Raw genomic sequence first — 20,926 nt, forward strand, 5'->3', positions numbered from 1 at the left:
TGGTGTGGTTAATTTCCCAGCATTTATAGCCATTGCTATGTTATATAGCACAAGCTATTTATAAATGAAAATAATTCTTATTTGCATGCGTGGGTAATAATGAGCCGGGAAACGAAAGCGCGAAAAGGGGAGGTAAGTCTGGCCCGGCGCCAACCGGGCGAAGATCAAGAGATATCGGCGACCGACTGGCGCGGGATCAGGCGGCCAGCCAGCGAGCGGCCCTCGGTGGCGAAGGTTGGCCGGTCGTCAATCAGGCTGCGAATACGCTGAATACAGTTATCCAGCAGCGCCTCCAGTGGCCAGGAGATGCAGGTCAGCGGCGGGTAGAGCAGCGAGGCGAGCGGGGAATCCTCAAGGCTCAGCAGGGAGACCTCCTGCGGGACGGCGATGGTGAATTCGCGCAGCAGACGCATCGCCTCAGCCGCGTAGCGGTCGCGTTTAACGATAATGACTGAGTATTTACTGAAGCTGTTAATTAAGGTCAGCAGCGCCTGCTCGACGTCATCGTTGGCCGTCAGCACCAGCTGACGGTTAAAAGGAATGGAGTAGTTCTGCAGGACGTTGCGGTAGCCTTCCAGCATCTGACGGCTGGCATCGTCGCTATCGCTGTCCACCAGCAGGGCGATGTTGCGGTGTCCCTTGCCAATCACATAGCGGCAGGCGCTTTCGGTGGCAAAGGCGAAGTCATAGCCCTGGCTGTTGCTCCCGGCGACGCCGAAGCGGTCAAAGGCGATAACGTTGCGCGGCGCGTCGGCGGCAACGGCGCCCAGCACCACCACCGCCACGCACTGGCGCTGCAGATCGTCGATTACCGCCGCCTGCTCTACCGGGTCGCTGACGTACTGGACCAGCAGGCTTTTATTCAGCCCTTTCAGCGCCTGAGAGAGCAGCGGCAGCAGACGTGCGCCGTGGCTTTCGTCCTGCGCGGAAATCACCAGACCAACGTGGCTGGATGTCTGACTGGCGAGGTTTTGCGCGGCAAAGCTCGGGCGATAGTTGAGTTCTTCAACGGCCCGCAGCACAGCTTCCCGGCTCTCTTCGCGCACGCCCCGGGTGCCGGTCAGCACGCGGGATACCGTCGCTCTTGAGACATTCGCTAATCTTGAAACATCATCAATCGTTGGCATGGCTTTTTCTGTCTGAACATTTTCGCCTAGCTTAACATACCTGCTGAAAAAAGTGTCTACCGCTGCCCTTGCGCGGCGCCGGGAAGCCGGGGCAGCCAGGCCGCGCCGCGCACGCCGCTGGCGTCGCCGAAACGGGCCGGTTTGATCTGCGTGCGGCAGGTGTCGGAGAAGATCCACGGCACGATGGCGGCAGGCAGATCGCGATAGATCTGGCTGACGTTGGACAGACCGCCGCCCAGCACAATCACCTGCGGGTCGAGAATATTGATCACCGACGCCAGGCTGCGGGCAAAGGCATCGATAAAGTGTCGCCAGTGGGCCAGCGCGCGCGGATCGCCGTTTTGCGCCGCGGCGACAATGGCTTCCGCACGGGCTTGTTCCCCATAGCGGCGGGCGAAGCCGGTGCCGGAGAGAAAGCTTTCGATGCAGTTCGTTTTGCCGCAGTAGCAGGGCTGCGGCGGACCATCGCGCTCAGGGGTATAGCCCGGCAGCGGATTATGCCCCCACTCCCCGGCGATAGCGTTGGGGCCGCTGAGCAGCTGTTGATGAACGGCGATCCCGCCGCCGCAGCCGGTACCGATAATCACCCCGAAGACGGTGGTAGCTCCGGCGCCGGCGCCATCCACCGCCTCCGAAAGGGTGAAGCAGTCGGCATCGTTTGCCATCCACACCGGCTGGCCAAGCTGCTGCATAATATCCCGGCGCAGATCGTGACCGTTGAGCACCAGGCAGTTGCAGTTTTTAATGCGTCCGCTTTGCGGATCGATAGCCCCGGGCAGGCCGATCCCCAGGGTGAACGGCTGCGGGCTGACCGCGCGAATATCGGCAATCAGGGTCAGCAGCTGACGCATAAAGGCGTCATAGCTCTCTTTGTGGGTCGGCCGGCGCAGGCGCTGGACGCATTCGCCCGCCGGGTCCAGCAGTACGGCTTCCATTTTGGTGCCGCCAATATCTATTCCAAGATGTAACATAGTGACCTCGGGGAATCAGGCCCGGCCAGCGCGTCTGGCCGGGCAAGGCGCTAGGCGTGAAGCGGCTGCGCGCGGTAAATCGCAATCAGTTCGGCAATCAGCTCTTTCGCCAGAATGGATGTCATCAGGTGATCCTGAGCATGGACCATTACCAGCGTCATTTTGGTTTTTCCCTCGCCTTCGTCAGCTTCGATAAGCTGGGTCTGTACAAGGTGAGCTTCGCGGGAATAGTGCGCCGCTTCCTGCATTTTGGCGTCGGCGGTGGCGAAATCACCCGCTTTAGCGGCGTGCAGCGCTTCGTAGCACAGGCTACGTGACTGGCCGGCATTGATGATGATCCCCATCACCTGTTCTTCTAATTCCATGATTATCCTCTGAATCGTTAGCGTTAAGCGGTCTGCGCCGCGTTGTCAGCCTGGCCGACGGCGTTTTCACGCTCCTGGGCCAGCAGCTGTTTTTCGTAAGCTTTGAGAAATGGCAGGTACATCACCATGGCGGTAGCCATACAAATGAGGCACAGGATCACCGGGCTAAAGCTCCAGTTCGCCGCCCACGAGGCGCCGATAGGCGCCGGCGTTGTCCACGGCGTCATCGACACTACGCGGCTGACCAGGTCCAGCTTCAGCGCGAAGTACGCCAGGGTCGCGTTGACCATCGGCACCAGCACGAACGGCAGGAAAAACAGCGGGTTCATGATGATCGGCGCGCCGAACAGAATCGGTTCGTTGATGTTAAATACGCCCGGCACGACCCCCATCCGGCCGATCGTCCGCAGATGCACGGCCTTGCTGCGCAGCAGCATCAGCGCCAGCGGCAGGGTGGAGCCGACGCCGCCGATCAGCAGATAGTGATCCCAGAAGCCCTGGACATAGATGTGCGGGATAGCGGTGCCAGCGGCCATGGCCGCCTGATTGACCGACAGGTTGGCCATCCAGAACGGGTTCATGATCCCGGTGACGATCAGCGCGCCGTGGATCCCGGCGAACCACAGCACCTGACAGACCAGCACCGACAGCAGGATCGCCGGCAGCGTATCGGAAGCCGCGACCAGCGGCTTCACCAGCGACATGATCGCTTCCGGAATGATCATCCCCAGCTGGGCTTCGATAAACAGGTTCAGCGGATGCAGCGTCAGAATGATCGCCAGCACCGGGATCAGGATTTCAAACGAGCGCGCCACCCCGGCAGGCACTTCCGGCGGCAGGCGAATGGTGATGTTATGCCGTTTGAGGAAGGCGTACAGCTCGGTGGAATAGATGGCCACCAGAATGGCGGTAAAGATCCCCTGACCGGAGAAGTAGGCAGTAGAGATCTGGCCATCTTTCAGCGGCGCGGCTACCAGCAGAAACGACATCAGCGACAGCATCCCGGCGGTCAGCGAGTCCAGATGATGGTGTTTGGCGAGGCTGGCGGCGATCCCGACGGCGATAAACAGGGTCATCACCCCCATGCTGAAGTTGAACGGCAGCATCAGCGCATCGCGATGATCGAGCGAAAATTGCAGCCAGGCGCGGGCAAACCCCCACGTCGTATCCGGAGAAAACGGCGGGAAGATAAACACCAACAGGAACGAGCCGACGATCATAAAGGGCAGGGCAGTGATAAAGCCATCGCGGATCGAGGTGACATATTTTTGCTGGCCGATCGCGCCGGCCAGCGGCGTGATCTGCCGTTCGATCACGTCGATCAGTTTAGCGTACAGAGAGCTCATGATCTTTCCTTAGTTCTTGTTTTCGATAAGGGAAAGGGCGAAATCAAGGACCGCGGCGCCTTTTTGCATGCCGTAGTCCATCATATTGATGGGTTCGACGCGGATACCGTATTTATCCGCCTGTTTTTGCAGATCCTGCTGCATGTATTTCACCTGCGGCCCCAACAGCACCACCTGATAATGGCCGACCTGTTCGGCGAACTCCGCTACGCCATAGGCGTTGATCTCTACCGGCAGGCCCCGCTGTTCGGCTTCCGTAATCATTTTTTTCATCAGCAGGCTGGTGGACATGCCTGCTGAACAACACAACATAATTTTTTTCATAATTACCGCTCCTGATGAGGTTGGATGAGCGGACTATAGTCAAAATGGATGCATTACGGAAAGCGCTTTCCGTTTGTGGATTTATTAATTGTGACCATGATCACCTATGGCAGGCTTTCACTTTCCGGTGTTGTGGGCGATCATCCCGGCGAGACAACCATTCGCAAAGGTAGGAGTATGAACATTCAGTTAATGAATGTGGCCGTGGACATCATCGAGCAGCGGCTGGCGCCGCTGGCGAACGTTCTGACGCGCAACAACCACATTACGGCGATGCGCGATAGCTTTGCGCTGGCTATGCCCTTTGTGATTGTTGGCAGCCTGTTAGTTCCCATTTTGTTTCCGCCCGTTTCCATCGACGGCGCCTCGCGTTTCGGCCAGGTCTATTTGCTGCTGCGGCCTATCCTGCTGCCGACCTTTCAGCTAACTATTGGCCTGGTGGCGCTGATTGTCGCCTTCGGCGCCAGCGCCAGTCTCGCCAAGCAGTACCGTCTGCCGGAACGGCTCTGCGGTTTAACCGGGTGTCTGGCTTTTCTGCTGTTTATCGGCTTTCGCGAGACTGCGGTGAGCAATGTTTATCTCGGCGGTATGGGGATATTTACCGCCCTGATATCCAGCACCTATTCCATTGAGATAATTCGCTTTTTTTACAAAAAAGGCTGGTGTATTCGCTTGCCTGATGAAGTGCCGCTGATGACCCGCAATGGCTTTCAACTGCTGATCCCGCTGCTGGTGGTGATGCTGTCGATAAGCGTGATGAATGCCATACTGCTGCAGACCACCGGACGCATCGTACCGGAGTTGATCAGCGAAGCGGTGCGGCCGCTGGTGCTGGCGTCCGACACGCTGATGGCGGTACTTATCTCTTTATTTATCTGTAACTTACTCTGGTTTATCGGTATCCACGGCGCGCTGATCATCACCGGGATCATGAACCCCTTCTGGATGGCCTATCTGTTTGAAAATCAGCAGGCGCTGGCGGCGGGTTCGCCAACGCTGCCGCATATTTATCTGCAGGGGTTCTGGGATTTTTACCTGCTGATCGGCGGTATTGGCTCCACTTTGCCTCTGGTGCTGATGGCGATGCGCAGCCGCTCGCGGCAGCTGAAAAGCGTGGCCAAGATTGGCCTGCTGCCGTCGCTGTTTAATATCAACGAGCCGATACTGTTTGGTTTTCCGGTGATCATGAACCCGGTTTTTTTACTGCCGTTTCTCTTTGTTCCCCTGATAAACGCCTGTATCGCATGGTATTTAACTCAGCTGGGTATCCTCGACCGCGCGGTGGCGATGCTGCCATGGTCGATGCCTTCCCCGCTGGGGGCGGCATGGTCGGCGAACGGCAGCTGGAAAAATTTGTGCATGAGCCTGTTCGCGATGTTTAACGCCTGGATGCTCTATCGCCCCTTCTTCAAAGTGTACGAACGTCAGCTCGCGGAAACCGAACGCTGATCCTCTCGCCGTCGGCGGCTTATCCCCCGGCGGCACCTGCTCATCTCCTCCTCCTTCCGCTCCACTGCCGGCGCCCGGCGGCATTCTTGTCATTTTATGTGATCAGTCTCACGAATATATTCGCCGCAGAGCTAATTTTGTGAACCAGATAGGCAATTATGGAAAGCGCTTTCCGTGAGTGGATGTACATTTCCGTTTTTGATCCGTAAATTTCCCCTCCGTTATCGGTTCGTGTTAACAAACATAACGTGGGAAAAAATAATGATAAAGCTGAAACACTCAATACCTCTGGCTCTCCTCTCGCTGGCAGGGGCCAGCAGCCCGGCCTGCGCCGATCCGAAGTATGATTTTGCGCTGCATGGCTATATCCGCTCCGGGATCCTGGCGAACTCCGATGGCAACCGCGCGGACTCCGTCGGCTTGATGCCAGACGGTAAGTGGCGACTGGGCAACGAAGAAGACACCAAGATCGAACTGATCCCGACCGTGACGCTGACGGCGGACAGCGGCGTGGTGGCGAAAGTGCAGGCCAACCTCACTCACCAGTCGAAATGCACCTCCGACTGGAACTGTCAGGATGACGATGGCCATGACGTACAGTTTCGTGAAGGGTTCGCCGAGTTGAGCAATCTGGATTTTGCGCCGGAGATGACCTTCTGGGCCGGTAAGCGCTATAGCAGCTCCAACACCTCCAGCCATCAGTTCGACTGGGAGTACATTCAGTACAACGGCACCGGAGGCGGCTTCGACAACATGGATCTCGGCTTCGCCCGCTTCGACGCCGGGGTGTACGCCTTTTCACCCACCGATGAAACCAAAGCCTACCCGGTGGATAAGGGAGATCAGGGCTACCCGGATGACTATTCTCTCAACCTGTGGCTGAAAAAGATCGCGGGGACAGGCTTCGATCTGGAGCTGATCGGCCACCACATGAACCGTAACGAAAACCATCCGACTTCCGCCGAGAAGGGCTATGGCGTGACCGGTATTTATAACTTTGACGGCTTCTATGGTCTGACCGGAGGATACTCCCGCCTCGCATTGCAGTACGGGAAAGGGCTGGCGGCGGGTGACTCGCTGGGTAAAAACGGCTGGGGCTGGGCCAACCTGGAAAACACCCAGTCCTGGCGAGTGGTGCTGGATAGCGTGGCCTCGATGGGCGACCTGGAGATCTCGACCTTCGCTTTCTGGCAGAAAGATAAAAACTACCGCTGGTGGACAGAAGATGAAAATGGCTGGGGACGCTCGATGTGGGTCGCTGGTATCCGCCCTTATCATCAGATCACCCGCAACTTTGCCATGCAGTACGAGCTGGGCTACGAATACCTGGATGACAAAAACTACAAAGGAGTAAACGGCAAAGGCAAAGGCGGCCTGACCAAAGTCACCGTTGCGCCAACCCTGACCTTTGACTCCGGTTTCTGGGCACGCCCGCAGCTGCGCTTCTTCGTCACCTACGCGAAGTGGGATAAAGGTGTCTCCGATGCATTAGACGGTAACTACAACTGGGATACCAATACTATCACCGCCGGCGGGTATTCCCGCAGTGGCTCTACCGACACCGTTAACTTCGGCGTACAGGCCGAGGTCTGGTTCTAAGGAGAGAGAACGATGAAGCCGATGAAAAACCTGCTGCTGATGGGGCTGCTGTCCGCGCTGGGGGCCGGCGGGGCGCTGGCCGCCGAGCGCTCGCACTTTACGCACTTTATCACTCGCGACGGCGCCACCCTCAAGGACGGCGACAAGGTGTTTCGTTTCGCCGGGATCCACGCGCCGGAGCTACACCGCATTGAAGACGACGCCCGCGGCCCCTGCAGGGCAGACCCGCGCGGCTGGGGGCAATACTTTAAATGGCCAACGGCCCAGGAGCAGCAAAACTGGATCCAGGCGATGGTGCAAACCGGGGCGAAAGCCCAGCGCGTCTACGTGCTGTCGGTGCAGCAGGAATTTGATAAGGCCTGCGGGCGCGAGACCCATATTCTGGCGCCGGAAACGGCGGACGGCATGCCGCGGCTGAATGAGAAAGCCATGCGGGTGTATGACAACATGATTGCCGAAGCGGATAAACAGGGATTGCGTCTGATCCTGCCGTTTATCGACCACTGGTGGTGGTGGGGCGGGCGCGAGCAGCTTGCGGCGTTCTATCATGAAAAAGCGGAAGACTTTTATCGGACCGATAGCAAGACCTTCAAAGCCTATCTGGATGTGATCCGCCAGGTTATCACCCGGACAAATACCGTCACCGGCCGCGCCTATTATGATGAAAAGGCGATCATGGCCTGGGAAACCGGTAACGAGCTGGAGGATACCAACGCCGATTTCCTGCATCAGACCGCGGCGTGGATTAAAAAGTGGGCCCCTCATCAGCTGGTGGTGGATGGCACCTATAAGAAAATCAATTCCTTTGCGTTGACCGACCCCAATGTGGATATCGTCAGCAATCACTATTACACCAATGCCGATAATAACCATCCCGGGCAGGTGACGCAGGATCTGCGCGCCGTCGGCGGACAAAAAGTCTATCTCGTCGGCGAGTTTGGCCTGCTGCCGGCGGATCAACTGAACGCCATTATGCAGTCGATTGTTCACAGCGAGGTCAACGGGGCGCAAGCCGCCGGCGGGCTTATCTGGGGCTTCCGCGGCCATCGTCACGACGGCGGCTTCTACTGGCATAAGGAGTCGACCGGGCACTACAGCTACCACCTGCCGGGGTTTGCCAAAGAAGGCGAAGCGAACCAGGAGCAGGCGGTGGTCGATCTGGTGCGCACCGCCGCGGCGCAGATGGCCGGGCAGCAGACGATGGCGCCGCTGCCGAAGCCGGACGCGCCTTTGCTGCGCGAGAGCACCTCGCCCTTCGCGATCAACTGGATGGGCGCTGCGGTAGGACGCAGCTACGATGTCGAACGCGCCGCCTCACCGACCGGGCCGTGGACGGTGGTGGGCCGGGATATCTCCGATGGCGTTAACGAATGGAATCCGGAAACCATGGTTCTGTTCCGCGACGATTATCGTCAGCTTCAGCTCGGGCACACGTATTACTACCGGGTGACGGCGAAAAACGAGAGTGGTCGTTCGGCCCCTTCCAATGTGATTAGCGTGCAGCATAGCGAGGAGAATCAGCCGCCGGTTGTCACGCTGGAACCGGCCCTAACCACCACGCAGGACCAGGGCGTCGAGCTTACGGCCAGCTGGCAGGACGATGGCCTGCCGTCGCGAGAGGTTAAGGTGGGCTGGCAGCACGCCGGCGATGGCCAGGTGCATTTCTGCCATGCCGATCGGGCTCAAACCCGGGCCTGGTTTACGGCGCCAGGCACCTATGCGCTGACGTTCACGGCGGACGATGGGCTGTTGAAAAGCAGCAAAACCGTGACCGTGACGGTGGGCGAGGCGACGGGGAAAGCGCCAGCGGATTTCTGTCGTTATCACGGCGAAGTTTATGGCGTGGCTGAGGGGCGGCTGACGGTGATGAAGAGTGATAAAGACGCGCTGACAGTTGGCGAGGACGGCTTCCTCGGCCCATTTGCCAACGAGGGGGATAAGGTCAGCTGGCAGGTGCAGGCGCCGTGGAGCGGTCAGTTCCTGCTCAATGTAACCTTCAACGGCAAATGGGGCGGTAAGCAGAACTCATTTGTCGTCAACGGGGGCGCTCCGCAGACCGTGGCCTTCCCGCAGACGGATGAGCAGGGCCAGCAGCTGCGGATACCGGTGACGCTTAAAGCCGGGAGCAATCAGATTGACTTCGGCCGCTTCGCCGGCGACTGGGGCTATATGTTCATTAAATCGATCGAAGTGGTCGCTGAGTAGTACGTTCAGGCTGCGCCAGACGGGCGCAGCCTTTTTTCGAAGGAGAGGTTATGCAGCAGTATCAGTTTCCGCAAGGGTTCCTGTGGGGGGCGGCGGCGTCCGGCCCGCAAACGGAAGGGGTCACCAATAAGCGCCATCGTTCCATCTGGGACAGTTGGTTTGCCGAACAGCCGGAGCGATTTTATCAGCAGGTAGGGCCGCAGACCGTGTGTGATACTTATCATCAGTATCCGCAGGACGTGGCGCTGATGAAACAGACCGGCTTCAACTCATTTCGTACCTCGATACAGTGGTCACGACTGATCGCTGATTTGGAAACCGGCGCGCCGGACCCGGACGCGGTGCGTTTTTATCACGCCTATCTGGATGAGATGATCGCTAACGGCATTGAGCCGATGATCAATCTCTACCACTTTGATATGCCGGAAGCGCTGCAGAAACAGTACGGCGGCTTTGAATCGGCGCACGTAGCCGAGCTGTTTGCCCGCTTTGCCCGCACCGCCTTTAGCCTGTTTGGCCATAAGGTTAAATACTGGATAACCTTCAACGAGCCGATTGTGCCGGTTGAGGGAGGCTACCTGTACGACTTCCACTATCCGTGTAAGAAAGATGGTCGGCTGGCGGCGCAGGTGGCGTTTAACATTATGCTGGCGCACGCCAAAGCGGTAACGGCTTATCGTGAACTGGCGCTGGCGGGCGAGATCGGCGTGGTGCTCAACCTGACCCCGAGCTATACCCTCACCGACAGCGACGCGGATAAAAAAGCCGCCGGGTATGCCGACCTGTTTTTTAACCGCAGCTTCCTTGACCCGCTGGTAAAACATGAATTCCCCAAAGCGCTGTGCGAGATCCTTGCCGCCCACGACTGCCTGCCGACGACCAGCAAAGACGACGCGGCGTTGATCCTCAGCGCGGATATCGATTTTCTTGGGGTAAACTATTATGTGCCGCGGCGGGTAAAAGCGCGTGAGAGCGAATATGACCTCGATTATTTCACCCCGGAATACTATTTCGAAAACGCGGTGAACCCGCAGGGCCGCTTTAATCCTTATCGTGATAACAACGAGATCCTGCCGCAGGCGATCTATGACATTGCCGCCAATATTCGCGATAACTACGGCAATATTAAGTGGTATCTCGCGGAAATCGGCATCGCGATGGATCGACAATCAGAGGGCGAGCCCGGGGCGGACGGGGTGATAGACGATACTTTCCGCATCCAGCTGATGGAGGAGCATCTGGTGCAGCTGCATCGGGCGATAGCCGACGGCGCGAACTGCTTTGGCGTGCACCAGTGGACGTTTATCGACAACTGGTCGTGGATCAATGCCTTCAAACGGCGCTACGGCTTCTGGCGACTGGATCTGGAGACCGGCGAGCGACAGATAAAACGCAATGCGCTGTGGTTTGCCGAACTGGCGACCAGCAACGGTTTTACCAGCGATAAATAGCGCGCTGCGCCAGCGCTCCCTCTCACCGGCGCGGAAAGGGGGAGCGCGCGAGGTTACACCAGTTCGTCTTTATTAATACCCAGCCGCTTCATGCGTGACAGGAGCGTGGTGCGCTTGAGCCCCAGCCGCTGGGCGGCGCCTTTCGGCCCGGCCACCACGCCGTTGCTCTCCTTCAGCACCCGGACGATCAGCTGATATTCATCCTCACCTTCCTCAGGCAGGACCGCCGGCGTCCGCGGGGCTTCCACGATATCCCGCTCCGGCAGGGAGAGCTGCAGTACGTTGCCGCGGGTGAGCAATACCGCCCGTTCGATAACGTTTTCCAGCTCGCGCACGTTGCCCGGCCACTCCATACGCGTCAGAGTGCGCAGGGTTTCCGCCGGAATGCTGTCGATATTGCGCCCCATGCGGCGGGCGATTTTAAAGGTAAACGCCTTCACCAGCAGCGGGATATCGTCGGGGCGTTCGCGCAGCGGCGGCAGGTGGATCGGGAACACGTTGAGCCGGTAGTAGAGATCGCTGCGGAATTCCCTGTCGATAACCATCTGCTTGAGATCGCGGTTGGTGGCGGCGATCAATCGAACGTCGGTCTGAATCAGCTTGTTGCTCCCCAGACGTTCGAACTCCTGCTCCTGGAGGACGCGCAGCAGTTTGGGCTGCAGTTCCAGCGGCATATCGCCCACTTCATCGAGGAACAGGGAGCTTTTGTCCGCCAGTTCGAAGCGGCCGATACGCTGGGCGCTGGCCCCGGTGAACGCGCCGCGTTCGTGGCCGAACAGATCGCTCTCCAGCAGCCCGGCGGGCATCGCCGCGCAGTTCATCTTCACCATCCGCCGACCGTTGCGTCCGCTGAGGTTGTGGATAGCGCGGGCGATAAGCTCTTTGCCGGTGCCGGTTTCGCCGAGGATCAGCACGGTGCTGTCGCTCTGCGCCACCATCTCTACCTGCTTGAGCACATTGTTCATCGCCTCGCTGCGGCCGATAATCTCCCCGAATTCGCTCTCGACATTATTGAGCTGCTCGGTGAGGGCGAGGTTCTCATCCACCAGCCGCTCTTTCAGGCGCTGAATTTCGCGGTAGGCGAGGGCGTTATCGATAGCGATCGACACCCGCTCGGCGATCTGCCGCAGCAGCTTGAGATTGGTGGTGGTGAAGACCTGTTCGTCGCACTGCGCCAGCTTAAGCACCCCGAGCAGGGTATTGCCGGACATCAGCGGCAGCAGGCACAGGGTCTGGATCTTATTGCCCCACATCTCGAAGAGCATTTTCTCATACGGCGCGAGAGTGTCATGTTCGTGCAGATTAAGCAGCAGCATCTCTTTGCTTTTGAACACGCGCTCGGTGAGGGTGCCGGCTTCATCCACCTCGCTCTGGTCGTGAACCGGGTGGCTGGCGTCAAGATAATGCGTGGAATAGATGTTGAGCTTCCCCTTGCGGTCGCTGCGCAGCACCACGCTGATGGCGTCGATCCGGAAGTAGCGATGGATCTCTTTCGCCACCTCGCTGACCAGCTCGTCGATATCCAGTCGCGAGAGCACCGCGTTGGTGATCGCCACCAGGATGCGAAAGTTGTCGCGCTCGTGGCACAGCAGATCGTAATCGACGTTATTGCTGACCCGGTTCTGAATCTGTTCGGTGACGACGGCGACGATCTGCGCGAAGGTATGCAGCCGCTGGAACTCTTTCTCGCTCCACGGCCGGTTGTCACGGCGGAGGAATTCGCAACCGCCGAAGATCCGCCCGTCCGCCGCCAGCGGCAGCAGCGAATAGTATCCGAACGGGCGATAGAGCCCGCTGCGGATAAGCTGCGGCCAGGTGTCGGCAAAGGTTTCATGATCGCAATGCAGGGCATCCGGCCGGGAGAGTAAGCGACGCACCGGACCGTGGGCCAGGACGGTTTCATCCTCGTAGCTTACCGGATGGCCGGCCTCATCGCAGGCGTACCTGGCCGCGCGGTGATTACCCGCGTTCCACAGGATGATGGCCGCCTCATCGGCCAGCGCGGACTGTTGCACCAGACGGGTCAGGGTTTCGCTTAGCGCGGCCAGATCGGGCTGCTGTAATAAAAGCCGGGTGATATCGAACAGCCCCTGCTGGCCGAGATCGCTCATCGGTGTATACGACATTGCTTACGTCCAAAACGCGCCGACAACGCGGCGCATAAGAAAATGATGGTACAAATAATAGTATGTTAATAAAGCGGTTATTGCCGCTTTAACCCATCCATGGGCGCCCGCTGGTTTGGGCAAAATAATTACGCTGGCTTTTTCCCGGCTCGCGCTGCGCTTAGCCGGGCTACATGTGCGCGCAGTTTTGTAGCCCGGATAAGGCGCCAGCCGCTATCCGGGACCCGACGCCGTCGTTAACAAATTCTCGGCAGCGGTTCGGCGTGGGGAAGATCGAGCGTCCGCTTCACGCCGTACAGCCCAACGGAACGTACGCCCGGGCGGACGACCACTTCGCCGATTATCGCCGCATCGCGTCCTAACGCGTGAGACCGCAAATGCGCCAGCACGTTTTCCGCCTCGTCGCGGGCGACGGCGAGCACCAGCTTGCCTTCATTGGCGAAGTTCAGGGCGTCCAGACCAAGCAGCTCGCAGACGCCGCGCACCGTGTCGTTGACCGGCAGCGTTGCCTCCTGCAGTTCGATGCCGCAGCCGCTGGCGGCGGCGAACTCATGGGCGACCGCGTTAACCCCGCCGCGGGTGGCGTCGCGCAGGGCTTTCACTCCGCTCAGCGGGCGCAGGGTCTGGATAAGCGGCGTCAGCACCGCGCAGTCGCTGGACAGCGCGCCGTCCAGCCCCATCTGCTCGCGCAGGTTAAGGATGGTGGCGCCATGATCCCCCAGCGTGCCGCTGACCAGCAGCACATCACCGGCGCTAATCTGCTGCGTCCCCCAGCGAATGTCCGCCGGGATGGCGCCGATGCCGGCGGTGTTAATAAACAGCTTATCCGCCGCGCCGCGCGGCACCACTTTAGTGTCGCCGGTGACGATGGCGATCCCTGCCGCCCGGGCGGTGTCGGCCATGCTGGCGACCACCGCTTCCAGGGTGGCCATCTCCAGCCCCTCTTCGAGAATAAAGCCGCAGGAAAGATAGCGCGGGATGGCGCCGCTGACCGCCACATCGTTGGCGGTACCGGAGACGGCAAGCTTGCCGATATTGCCGCCGGGAAAGAACAGCGGGTCAATCACGTAGCTGTCGGTGGAGAAGGCGAGGCGGTCCCCCTGGGCGGCGAGCGCCGCCAGATCGAGGCGCGCCTGATCCTCCTGCTCCGCCAGCCAGGGGTTGGCGAAGGCCTGCATAAACAGGTCGCCGATCAGCTGCTGCATTGCCTGTCCCCCGCTACCGTGGGCTAACTGGACGCTTTTCATACTTCATTTTCCTGACTGCGATATTGATACCAGGCGGCGCAGGCCCCTTCAGAGGAGACCATTAGCGCGCCAAAGGCGCTTTGCGGATTGCAGGTGCTGGCGAAGAGCGGGCACTGGTGCGGTTTACAGCGGCCGGTCAGCACCTCGCCGCAGCGGGCGCGCGGGTCGTCGCACACGCGCTGCGGCGCCGGGCGAAAATGCGCCTCGGCATCGAAGCGCTGATAGGCTGGCGTAAGCTGCACGCCGGAGTCGCTGATGACCCCCAGGCCGCGCCATTCGCTGTCGCCATCCAGGCGGAAGACGTCGGCCATCGCCGCCTGCGCCAGCGGGTTGCCCTCATCCGGCACCACGCGACGGTACTGATTTTCCACATCGCTGCGCTGCGCTATTGTCTGCTCAACCAGCATCACCGCGCCTTGCAGTAGATCAAGCGGTTCGAAACCGGCGACCACTAAAGGACGGTGATAGTCGCTGGCGATAAAGCCGTAGGCCTCGGTGCCGATCACCATACTGACGTGGCCCGGGGCGAGAAAGGCGTCGATTCCGTTCTCCGGCTGGTCCAGCAGGCTGCGCAGGGTCGGCAGCAGGGTGATGTGCTGGCAGAAAAAGTAGAAGTTATCGACGTTGCGCTCTCGCGCCTGACGCAGGGTCAGGGCGGTAGCGGGCATGGTGGTTTCGAAACCAAGACCAAAAAAGACCACCTCGCGCTGCGGATTTTGCTGCGCCAGCCGCAGAGCGTCCATCGGCGAGTAAACGATGCGGACATCGGCGCCGCGGGCTTTCGCCTGCAGAAGCGAGCCGTTTTTACCCGGCACGCGCATGGCGTCGCCGAAGGTGCAGAAGATCACTCCCGGGCGGCTGGCAATCTCAATGCAGGCGTCGATGCGCCCCATCGGCAGGACGCACACCGGGCAGCCGGGCCCATGAATAAATTCGATGTTCTCCGGCAACAGCTGGTCGAGCCCGAATTTAAAAATGGCATGGGTATGGCCGCCGCAGACCTCCATGATGCGCAGCGGTCGCGCGGCGGTGTGCGGCAGCAGACGAGCACGCTGCTGAAGATGGGCCACCAGCTGCATCACCTGTTCGGGGGCGCGGTATTCATCTACGTAACGCATTATCGCTCCTCGCCGTACAGCAGCGCGCCGACGTCCGGCTCCACGTCAAACATATTTTGCAGCGCCTCGAGGGTGTCACGGGCTTCGGCTTCATTAATGACGCTCATGGCGAAGCCGACGTGCACCAGCACCCACTGGCCGAGCCGCGGCTGGCCCTGCTCATCAACGGCGCCGACCAGCGTCAGGTCGACGTCGCGCTGAATACCGCAAACTTCCACCTTCGCCAGCACGCCGTCGATGGCGCAAATTTGTCCCGGAATGCCTATGCACATCGCTGCGTCTCCAGCCAGGTGAGCCACTGCTCCATGCCTTCGCCGCTGGTGGCGGAGACAAGAATAATTTCAATATGCGGATTGACCTCGCGGGCGCAGGCCAGGCACCGCTCAACGTCGAAATTGAGATACGGCAGCAGGTCGACTTTGTTGAGCAGCATCAGGCTGGCGGCGGCGAACATATGCGGATACTTCAGCGGTTTGTCTTCGCCTTCGGTGACCGACAGCACCGCCACCTTATGGCGCTCGCCGAGATCAAAGCTGGCCGGGCAGACCAGGTTGCCGACGTTTTCGATAAACAGAATGCCGCGGTCAGCCAGCGGCAGGCGCGGGGCGGCGTCGGCGATCATCTGGGCGTCGAGATGGCAGCCTTTCCCGGTATTGACCTGAATCGCCGGGGTGCCGGTGGCGCGAATGCGGGCGGCGTCATTGACCGTTTGCTGATCGCCTTCAATCACCGCGCAGTCGGCGCGTCCTTTCAACCGGGTGAGGGTTTCGGTGAGCAGGGTGGTTTTGCCGGAGCCGGGGCTGGAAACCAGATTTAGCACCAGCTGCTGTTTTGCAGCGAAGCGTGCGCGGTTGCGTGCCGCCAGGCGGTTGTTTTTATCCAGCACGTCGATCTCCACTTCCAGCATCCGCCGCTGGCTCTGCCCCGGGGCGTGGGTACCCGCTTCGCCGTGGCCGTAATGCAGGTCGCCCTCTGGCGTGCGGGTGGGGGCGAAGTGGTCGATTTTGACACCGGTGATGGTCATCGTCTGGCGTGGGGCGGGCGCGAAGGGGGCGCTGCGGAACGCGGAATGCGGGTTTCGTTCGTCTCCTTCAATATAGAGGTTGCCTTCGCCACAGCCGCATGTTGTACACATAATTTACTCCAATTCTAAACGCTGAATCTGTAAGCCGTCATCCGCCACGATCTGCAGCTGGTCGTTATTGCAGTGCGGGCAGCGGCGAATGTGCTGCGAGACAAGATGGACGTACTGCTGACAGCGATCGCACCAGCATTCAGCCTGTTGTTCGGTGATATGCAATTCACACCCCTCCGCCAGCGTGCCGCGGCAGACCAGCTCAAAGCAGAAGGTCAGGGCGCTGGCTTCCACGCAGGAAAATGCGCCGACCTTAAGCCACACGCCGGTAACCCGCCGCGCGCCGGCCTGCTGCGCCTGTTGTTCAATAATTTCCAGCGCCCGCTGGCTGAGGGTGATTTCGTGCATAGTCGCCTCCGTATCGCGATGCGCCTTCTATGCAATAACGATGCCAGAATGAAATCGTCGTGGCAGTCAATGTCGATGTCGACGCCCCGGGGCTGTCATCGACATGTCGCATCGGCAGAGGTTGATAAAAAAACATAGTTAAATCAATTAAATAAAACATGGCATGAAAAATGCTTAGAGGGTGCATCTCATGCTACGGAGAAACCGATATGACTATTTGGGAAATAAGTGAAAAGGCGGATTACATCGCCGACCGTCACCGGCAGCAGCAGGAGCAGTGGCACATCTACTGTAACTCGCTGGTTCAGGGGATCACCTTGTCGAAGGCCCGCCTGCATCACGCGATGAGCTGCGCGCCGGACAAAGAGCTGTGCTTCGTGCTGTTCGGCCATTTTCAGGTGTTCGTCGCCCTCGCGGAAGGCTTCAACAGCCACACCATCGAGTACTACGTCGAAAACAAAAACGGCGGTGATAAGTATCTGATTGCTCAGGCCACCCTCGCAATGGATGGCACGGTGGACGGCCGCATCAGCAACCGCTCCCGCGACCAGGTGCTGGAGCACTATCTGGCGATTATCGCCACCGTCTATGACCGTCTGTATGACGCCATGGAACAAGACCAACCGGTGGATTTAAGCCATCTGGCGCTGACCCACTGATCGTAAGGTGTCGACACGTGTCGAAAATGACACCTGCGCAACCTGATTTCGTCAAAAATGACTTTCACCCGAGGATGACCCGGTGAACCGTTTTGTAATTGCTGACTCCACTGTCTGTATCGGCTGCCGCACCTGCGAAGCCGCTTGCTCTGAGACGCATCGCCAGCACGGCCTGCAGGCTATGCCGCGGCTGCAGGTGATGCGTAATGAAAAAGAATCGGCACCGCAGATGTGCCACCACTGTGAAGATGCTCCCTGCGCCACCGTCTGCCCGGTTAACGCCATCCAGCGCGTCGATGGCGCGGTCCAGCTCAACGAGAGCCTGTGCGTAAGCTGCAAACTGTGCGGCATTGCCTGCCCGTTCGGCGCCATTGAATTTTCCGGCAGCCGCCCGCTGGATATCCCGGCGAATGCCAATACCCGGCTGGCGCCCCCCGCGCCGCCGGCGCCGGCGCGCGTCAGCTCGCTGCTCGACTGGGTACCGGGCGTGCGCGCTATTGCCGTGAAATGCGACCTCTGCCACTTCGATGACCAGGGCCCGGCCTGCGTGCGGACCTGTCCGACCAACGCGCTGATGCTGGTGGATAGCCGTGATATCGCCCAGGCCAGCAAGCGTAAACGCCAGCTGACCTTTAATACCGACCTTGGCGACTTGTCGCTGTTCCAGGCGCAACAGGGGGAGAGGGAATGAGTGTAATTGGATTAGTGAATCAGGCGGTGGCGTGGTATGCCGCCAGCGCCGTACTGGCCTTTCTGTTTGCCATGCGCAAACCGCTCAGCGGCGCCATTGCCGGGATCGGCGGCGCGGTGGCCAGCGCCATGCTGGTGGTCGCCGGCGGCGCCGCGCTGCTGATGCCGGAGCGGATCCACGGCGGCATGCTGCAGTTTCTCCACCTGACGATACGGGTGGGGGGCGTCAACGCGCTGTGGCTGCTGGCCATCGGCCTGTCGGCGCTGCCGGTGTCATTGTTCAATATTAGCTGGCATCGCCACCCGCAGGTGAAGGCCAACGGCCCGCTGGTCAACCTGCTGCTGGCCGCCGCGACCTGCGCGGTGGTGGTGACCAATATCGGTTCACTGGTGGTGATGGCGGAGATCATGGCGCTCTGCGCGGCGTTTCTCACCGGCTGCGCCGCCTCCGGTAAGCTGTGGTTTGCCCTGGGGCGTCTCGGTACTCTACTGATGGCCTGGACCTGCTGGCTGGTGTGGTCAACCTACGGCACCCTCGAGCTGGCGCAGATCAACCTTCAGGCGGTGGATATGATGCAGAACCCGCTGCTCTGGCTGCCGGGTCTGGTGGGGTTCGCCCTGCTGGCCGGGGCGATCCCGCTGCACGGCTGGGCGCCGCAGGCTCACGCCGGGGCCAGCGCGCCGGCCGCCGCGCTGTTTTCCACGGTGGTAATGAAGGTTGGTCTGTACGGCATGCTGACCGTTTCGCTGGCCGGCGGCGTGCCGCCGCTGTGGTGGGGCGTGATGCTGCTGGCGCTGGGGATGATCACCGCCTTTATCGGCGGACTGTATGCGCTGATGGAGCATAACATTCAGCGCCTGCTGGCCTATCACACCCTGGAGAATATCGGCATTATCCTGCTGGGGCTGGGCGCCTTCGTCACCGGCGTGGCGACCCGCAACAGCACGCTGATGGTGCTGGGCTTTATCGGCGGCATGTATCACCTGATTAACCACAGCCTGTTCAAAACCACGCTGTTCCTCGGTGCCGGAGCGGTGTGGTTCCGCACCGGTCATCGCGATATCGAGAAGCTGGGCGGCATCGGTAAAAAAATGCCGCTGATCTCCCTCGCCATGCTGGTGGGGCTGATGGCAATGGCGGCCCTGCCGCCGCTGAACGGCTTCGCCGGCGAATGGGTTATCTATCAATCCTTCTTCAAAATGAGCACTGGCGACCTGTTTATCGGCCGTCTGCTGGGGCCGCTACTGGCCGTTGGCCTGGCGATCACTGGCGCACTGGCGGTGATGTGTATGGCGAAAGTCTACGGCGTGACCTTCCTCGGCGCGCCGCGGACGAAAGAGGCGGAAAACGCTACCTGCGCCCCCTGGCTGATGACCCTGAGCGTGGTGCTGGCGGCGGTTTTCTGCCTCGTTGGCGGCATCGCCGCGCCGTGGCTGCTGCCGCTGGTGAGCGGCGCCTTCCCGGTGCAGGCTCAGGTATCGAGCGTGGTGTCGCAGCCGATGATCGCGCTGCTGCTTATTGCCTGCCCGCTGCTGCCGTTCCTGCTGATGATCTTCTTTAAAGGCGATCGCCTGGCGGCGCGCTCGCGCGGCGCGGCGTGGGTCTGCGGTTACGACCACGAGCAGTCGATGGTGGTAACGGCCCACGGCTTTGCCATGCCGGTGAAAGAGGCCTTTGCGCCGTTGCTGAAGCTGCGTCACTGGCTGAATCCGGTGCGTCTGGTGCCGGGCTGGCAATCGGCCTCGGCGCCGGCGCTGCTACGCGGGATCGCGCTGGTTGAGCTGGCGGTGCTGGTGGTGATTGTCATTTCGCGAGGAGCCTGAGAATGAGTCTGTTAATTGCATTGCTACAGGCGCTGGTGCTGTTTGCCGTCGCGCCGCTGTTGTCCGGGATCGTTCGCGTCGCCCGCGCGCGGCTGCATAACCGCCGTGGACCGGGGGTACTGCAGGAGTATCGCGATATCCTGAAACTGCTGGGCCGCCAGAGCGTCGGTCCTGACGCCTCGGGCTGGGTGTTTCGCCTGACGCCGTACGTCATGGTGGGCGTGATGCTGACCATCGCCACCGCGCTGCCGGTGGTGACGGTAGACTCCCCGCTGCCGGTGCTGGGGGATCTCATCACCCTGATCTACCTGTTCGCCATCGCCCGTTTCTTCTTTGCCATTTCCGGTCTGGACACCGGCAGCCCGTTTACCGCGCTGGGCAGCAGTCGCGAAGCGATGCTCGGCGTGCTGGTGGAGCCGATCCTGCTGTTGGGCCTGTGGGTGGCGGCGCAGGTCGCCGGCTCGACCCATATCAGCGCCATCACCGATACCCTTTACCACTGGCCGGCGGCGCGCAGCATTCCACTGATTCTGGCGTTATGCGCCTGCGCCTTCGCCACCTTTATCGAGATGGGCAAACTGCCGTTCGATCTGGCGGAAGCGGAGCAGGAGCTGCAGGAAGGGCCGCTGTCGGAATACAGCGGTAGCGGCTTTGGCATCCTGAAGTGGGGCATCAGCCTCAAACAGCTGGTGGTGCTGCAGATGTTTGTCGGGGTCTTCTTTCCGTGGGGCCAGATGACCAGCTTCAGCGTCGGCGGCCTGCTGCTGGCGCTGGTGGTCGCCATCGTTAAGCTGGTGGTTGGGGTGCTAATTATCGCGCTGTTTGAAAACAGCATGGCGCGTCTGCGTTTTTGTGCCACCTCCCGCGTCACCTGGGCCGGGTTTGGTTTCGCCTTTTTAGCTTTCGTCTCCTTGCTGGTGGCGTGATTAAGAGAGTTTGAGC

The 20,926-nt window shown here is 60.1% G+C and carries 19 protein-coding genes; 8 read left to right on the top strand and 11 right to left on the bottom strand.

All coding sequences use genetic code 11. The annotated features are described in order from the left end of the window. Positions 1–164: 164 nt before the first annotated feature. Genes ACR809_RS05305 through ACR809_RS05325 form a run of 5 tightly spaced genes read right to left on the bottom strand, consistent with a single transcriptional unit; the run spans position 165 to position 4,133 of the window. On the bottom strand, positions 165–1,127 hold the full coding sequence (locus ACR809_RS05305; protein WP_004181055.1) for a LacI family DNA-binding transcriptional regulator: 963 nt from the start codon (positions 1,125–1,127) through the stop codon (positions 165–167). A gap of 56 nt (positions 1,128–1,183) precedes the next feature. After that, positions 1,184–2,098, bottom strand: coding sequence for an ROK family protein (locus ACR809_RS05310; RefSeq protein ID WP_004149504.1), 915 nt, complete (start codon positions 2,096–2,098; stop codon positions 1,184–1,186). Between the two features lie 50 nt (positions 2,099–2,148). Continuing rightward, on the bottom strand, positions 2,149–2,463 hold the full coding sequence (locus ACR809_RS05315; protein WP_002914983.1) for a PTS lactose/cellobiose transporter subunit IIA: 315 nt from the start codon (positions 2,461–2,463) through the stop codon (positions 2,149–2,151). A 23-nt stretch (positions 2,464–2,486) separates the two neighbouring features. Next, the gene (locus tag ACR809_RS05320) at positions 2,487–3,809 is read right to left on the bottom strand and encodes a PTS cellobiose transporter subunit IIC (RefSeq protein ID WP_004145789.1); all 1,323 of its coding nucleotides are present in this window, start codon (positions 3,807–3,809) and stop codon (positions 2,487–2,489) included. A gap of 9 nt (positions 3,810–3,818) precedes the next feature. Then, the gene (locus tag ACR809_RS05325; protein WP_023287933.1) at positions 3,819–4,133 is read right to left on the bottom strand and encodes a PTS sugar transporter subunit IIB; all 315 of its coding nucleotides are present in this window, start codon (positions 4,131–4,133) and stop codon (positions 3,819–3,821) included. Between the two features lie 177 nt (positions 4,134–4,310). Here ACR809_RS05325 and ACR809_RS05330 point away from each other — a divergent pair, with 177 nt between their 5' ends. The 4 genes from ACR809_RS05330 to ACR809_RS05345 all read left to right on the top strand — a co-directional run bounded on the left by ACR809_RS05330 (position 4,311) and on the right by ACR809_RS05345 (position 10,837). Then, a complete protein-coding gene (locus ACR809_RS05330; protein ID WP_094641722.1) occupies positions 4,311–5,582 on the top strand; it encodes a PTS sugar transporter subunit IIC in 1,272 nt (423 codons plus the stop codon). 261 nt (positions 5,583–5,843) lie between these two features. Further along, on the top strand, positions 5,844–7,181 hold the full coding sequence (locus tag ACR809_RS05335) for a maltoporin (protein ID WP_002914972.1): 1,338 nt from the start codon (positions 5,844–5,846) through the stop codon (positions 7,179–7,181). Between the two features lie 12 nt (positions 7,182–7,193). Beyond that, positions 7,194–9,386 carry a CBM35 domain-containing protein gene (locus tag ACR809_RS05340; RefSeq protein ID WP_060568155.1) on the top strand — a complete coding sequence of 731 codons (2,193 nt, stop codon included), beginning with the start codon at positions 7,194–7,196 and terminating at the stop codon, positions 9,384–9,386. A 50-nt stretch (positions 9,387–9,436) separates the two neighbouring features. After that, a complete protein-coding gene (locus tag ACR809_RS05345) occupies positions 9,437–10,837 on the top strand; it encodes a glycoside hydrolase family 1 protein (protein ID WP_002914970.1) in 1,401 nt (466 codons plus the stop codon). Between the two features lie 53 nt (positions 10,838–10,890). Here ACR809_RS05345 and flhA read toward each other — a convergent pair whose 3' ends face one another. The 6 genes from flhA to hypA form a co-directional block, all read right to left on the bottom strand. Further along, entirely contained in the window at positions 10,891–12,963 is a 2,073-nt protein-coding gene (gene flhA, locus ACR809_RS05350) for a formate hydrogenlyase transcriptional activator FlhA (RefSeq protein ID WP_004185384.1), read from the bottom strand. Positions 12,964–13,199: 236 nt separating this feature from the next. Next, positions 13,200–14,210 carry a hydrogenase expression/formation protein HypE gene (gene hypE, locus ACR809_RS05355; RefSeq protein ID WP_122051091.1) on the bottom strand — a complete coding sequence of 337 codons (1,011 nt, stop codon included), beginning with the start codon at positions 14,208–14,210 and terminating at the stop codon, positions 13,200–13,202. Beyond that, positions 14,207–15,328: a hydrogenase formation protein HypD gene (gene hypD, locus ACR809_RS05360; RefSeq protein WP_004151048.1), complete on the bottom strand. Its 1,122-nt coding sequence runs from the start codon at positions 15,326–15,328 to the stop codon at positions 14,207–14,209. The genes hypE and hypD overlap by 4 nt, the downstream gene beginning before the upstream one ends. Then, entirely contained in the window at positions 15,328–15,600 is a 273-nt protein-coding gene (locus ACR809_RS05365; protein ID WP_002914934.1) for a HypC/HybG/HupF family hydrogenase formation chaperone, read from the bottom strand. The genes hypD and ACR809_RS05365 overlap by 1 nt, the downstream gene beginning before the upstream one ends. Continuing rightward, positions 15,591–16,463 carry a hydrogenase nickel incorporation protein HypB gene (hypB, locus tag ACR809_RS05370; RefSeq protein WP_004890205.1) on the bottom strand — a complete coding sequence of 291 codons (873 nt, stop codon included), beginning with the start codon at positions 16,461–16,463 and terminating at the stop codon, positions 15,591–15,593. Before hypB ends, ACR809_RS05365 begins: the two co-directional genes overlap by 10 nt. A 3-nt stretch (positions 16,464–16,466) precedes the next feature. Further along, positions 16,467–16,811 carry a hydrogenase maturation nickel metallochaperone HypA gene (gene hypA / locus ACR809_RS05375; RefSeq protein ID WP_122051092.1) on the bottom strand — a complete coding sequence of 115 codons (345 nt, stop codon included), beginning with the start codon at positions 16,809–16,811 and terminating at the stop codon, positions 16,467–16,469. Between the two features lie 209 nt (positions 16,812–17,020). On the opposite strand from hypA, the gene hycA reads away from it, so the two are divergent. The 4 genes from hycA to ACR809_RS05395 all read left to right on the top strand — a co-directional run bounded on the left by hycA (position 17,021) and on the right by ACR809_RS05395 (position 20,910). Next, positions 17,021–17,470, top strand: a complete 450-nt coding sequence (gene hycA / locus ACR809_RS05380) for a formate hydrogenlyase regulator HycA (RefSeq protein ID WP_002914925.1) — start codon at positions 17,021–17,023, stop codon at positions 17,468–17,470. An 82-nt stretch (positions 17,471–17,552) separates the two neighbouring features. Then, positions 17,553–18,161, top strand: a complete 609-nt coding sequence (locus tag ACR809_RS05385) for a 4Fe-4S dicluster domain-containing protein (RefSeq protein WP_004151047.1) — start codon at positions 17,553–17,555, stop codon at positions 18,159–18,161. Continuing rightward, entirely contained in the window at positions 18,158–19,984 is a 1,827-nt protein-coding gene (hycC, locus tag ACR809_RS05390) for a formate hydrogenlyase subunit 3 (protein WP_004890213.1), read from the top strand. The genes ACR809_RS05385 and hycC overlap by 4 nt, the downstream gene beginning before the upstream one ends. A gap of 2 nt (positions 19,985–19,986) precedes the next feature. Then, the gene (locus ACR809_RS05395) at positions 19,987–20,910 is read left to right on the top strand and encodes a respiratory chain complex I subunit 1 family protein (protein WP_004149485.1); all 924 of its coding nucleotides are present in this window, start codon (positions 19,987–19,989) and stop codon (positions 20,908–20,910) included. Positions 20,911–20,926 lie beyond the last annotated feature (16 nt).

This window comes from Klebsiella sp. CD33 (assembly GCF_051992865.1).
In the GTDB taxonomy this organism is placed as follows: domain Bacteria; phylum Pseudomonadota; class Gammaproteobacteria; order Enterobacterales; family Enterobacteriaceae; genus Klebsiella; species Klebsiella pneumoniae.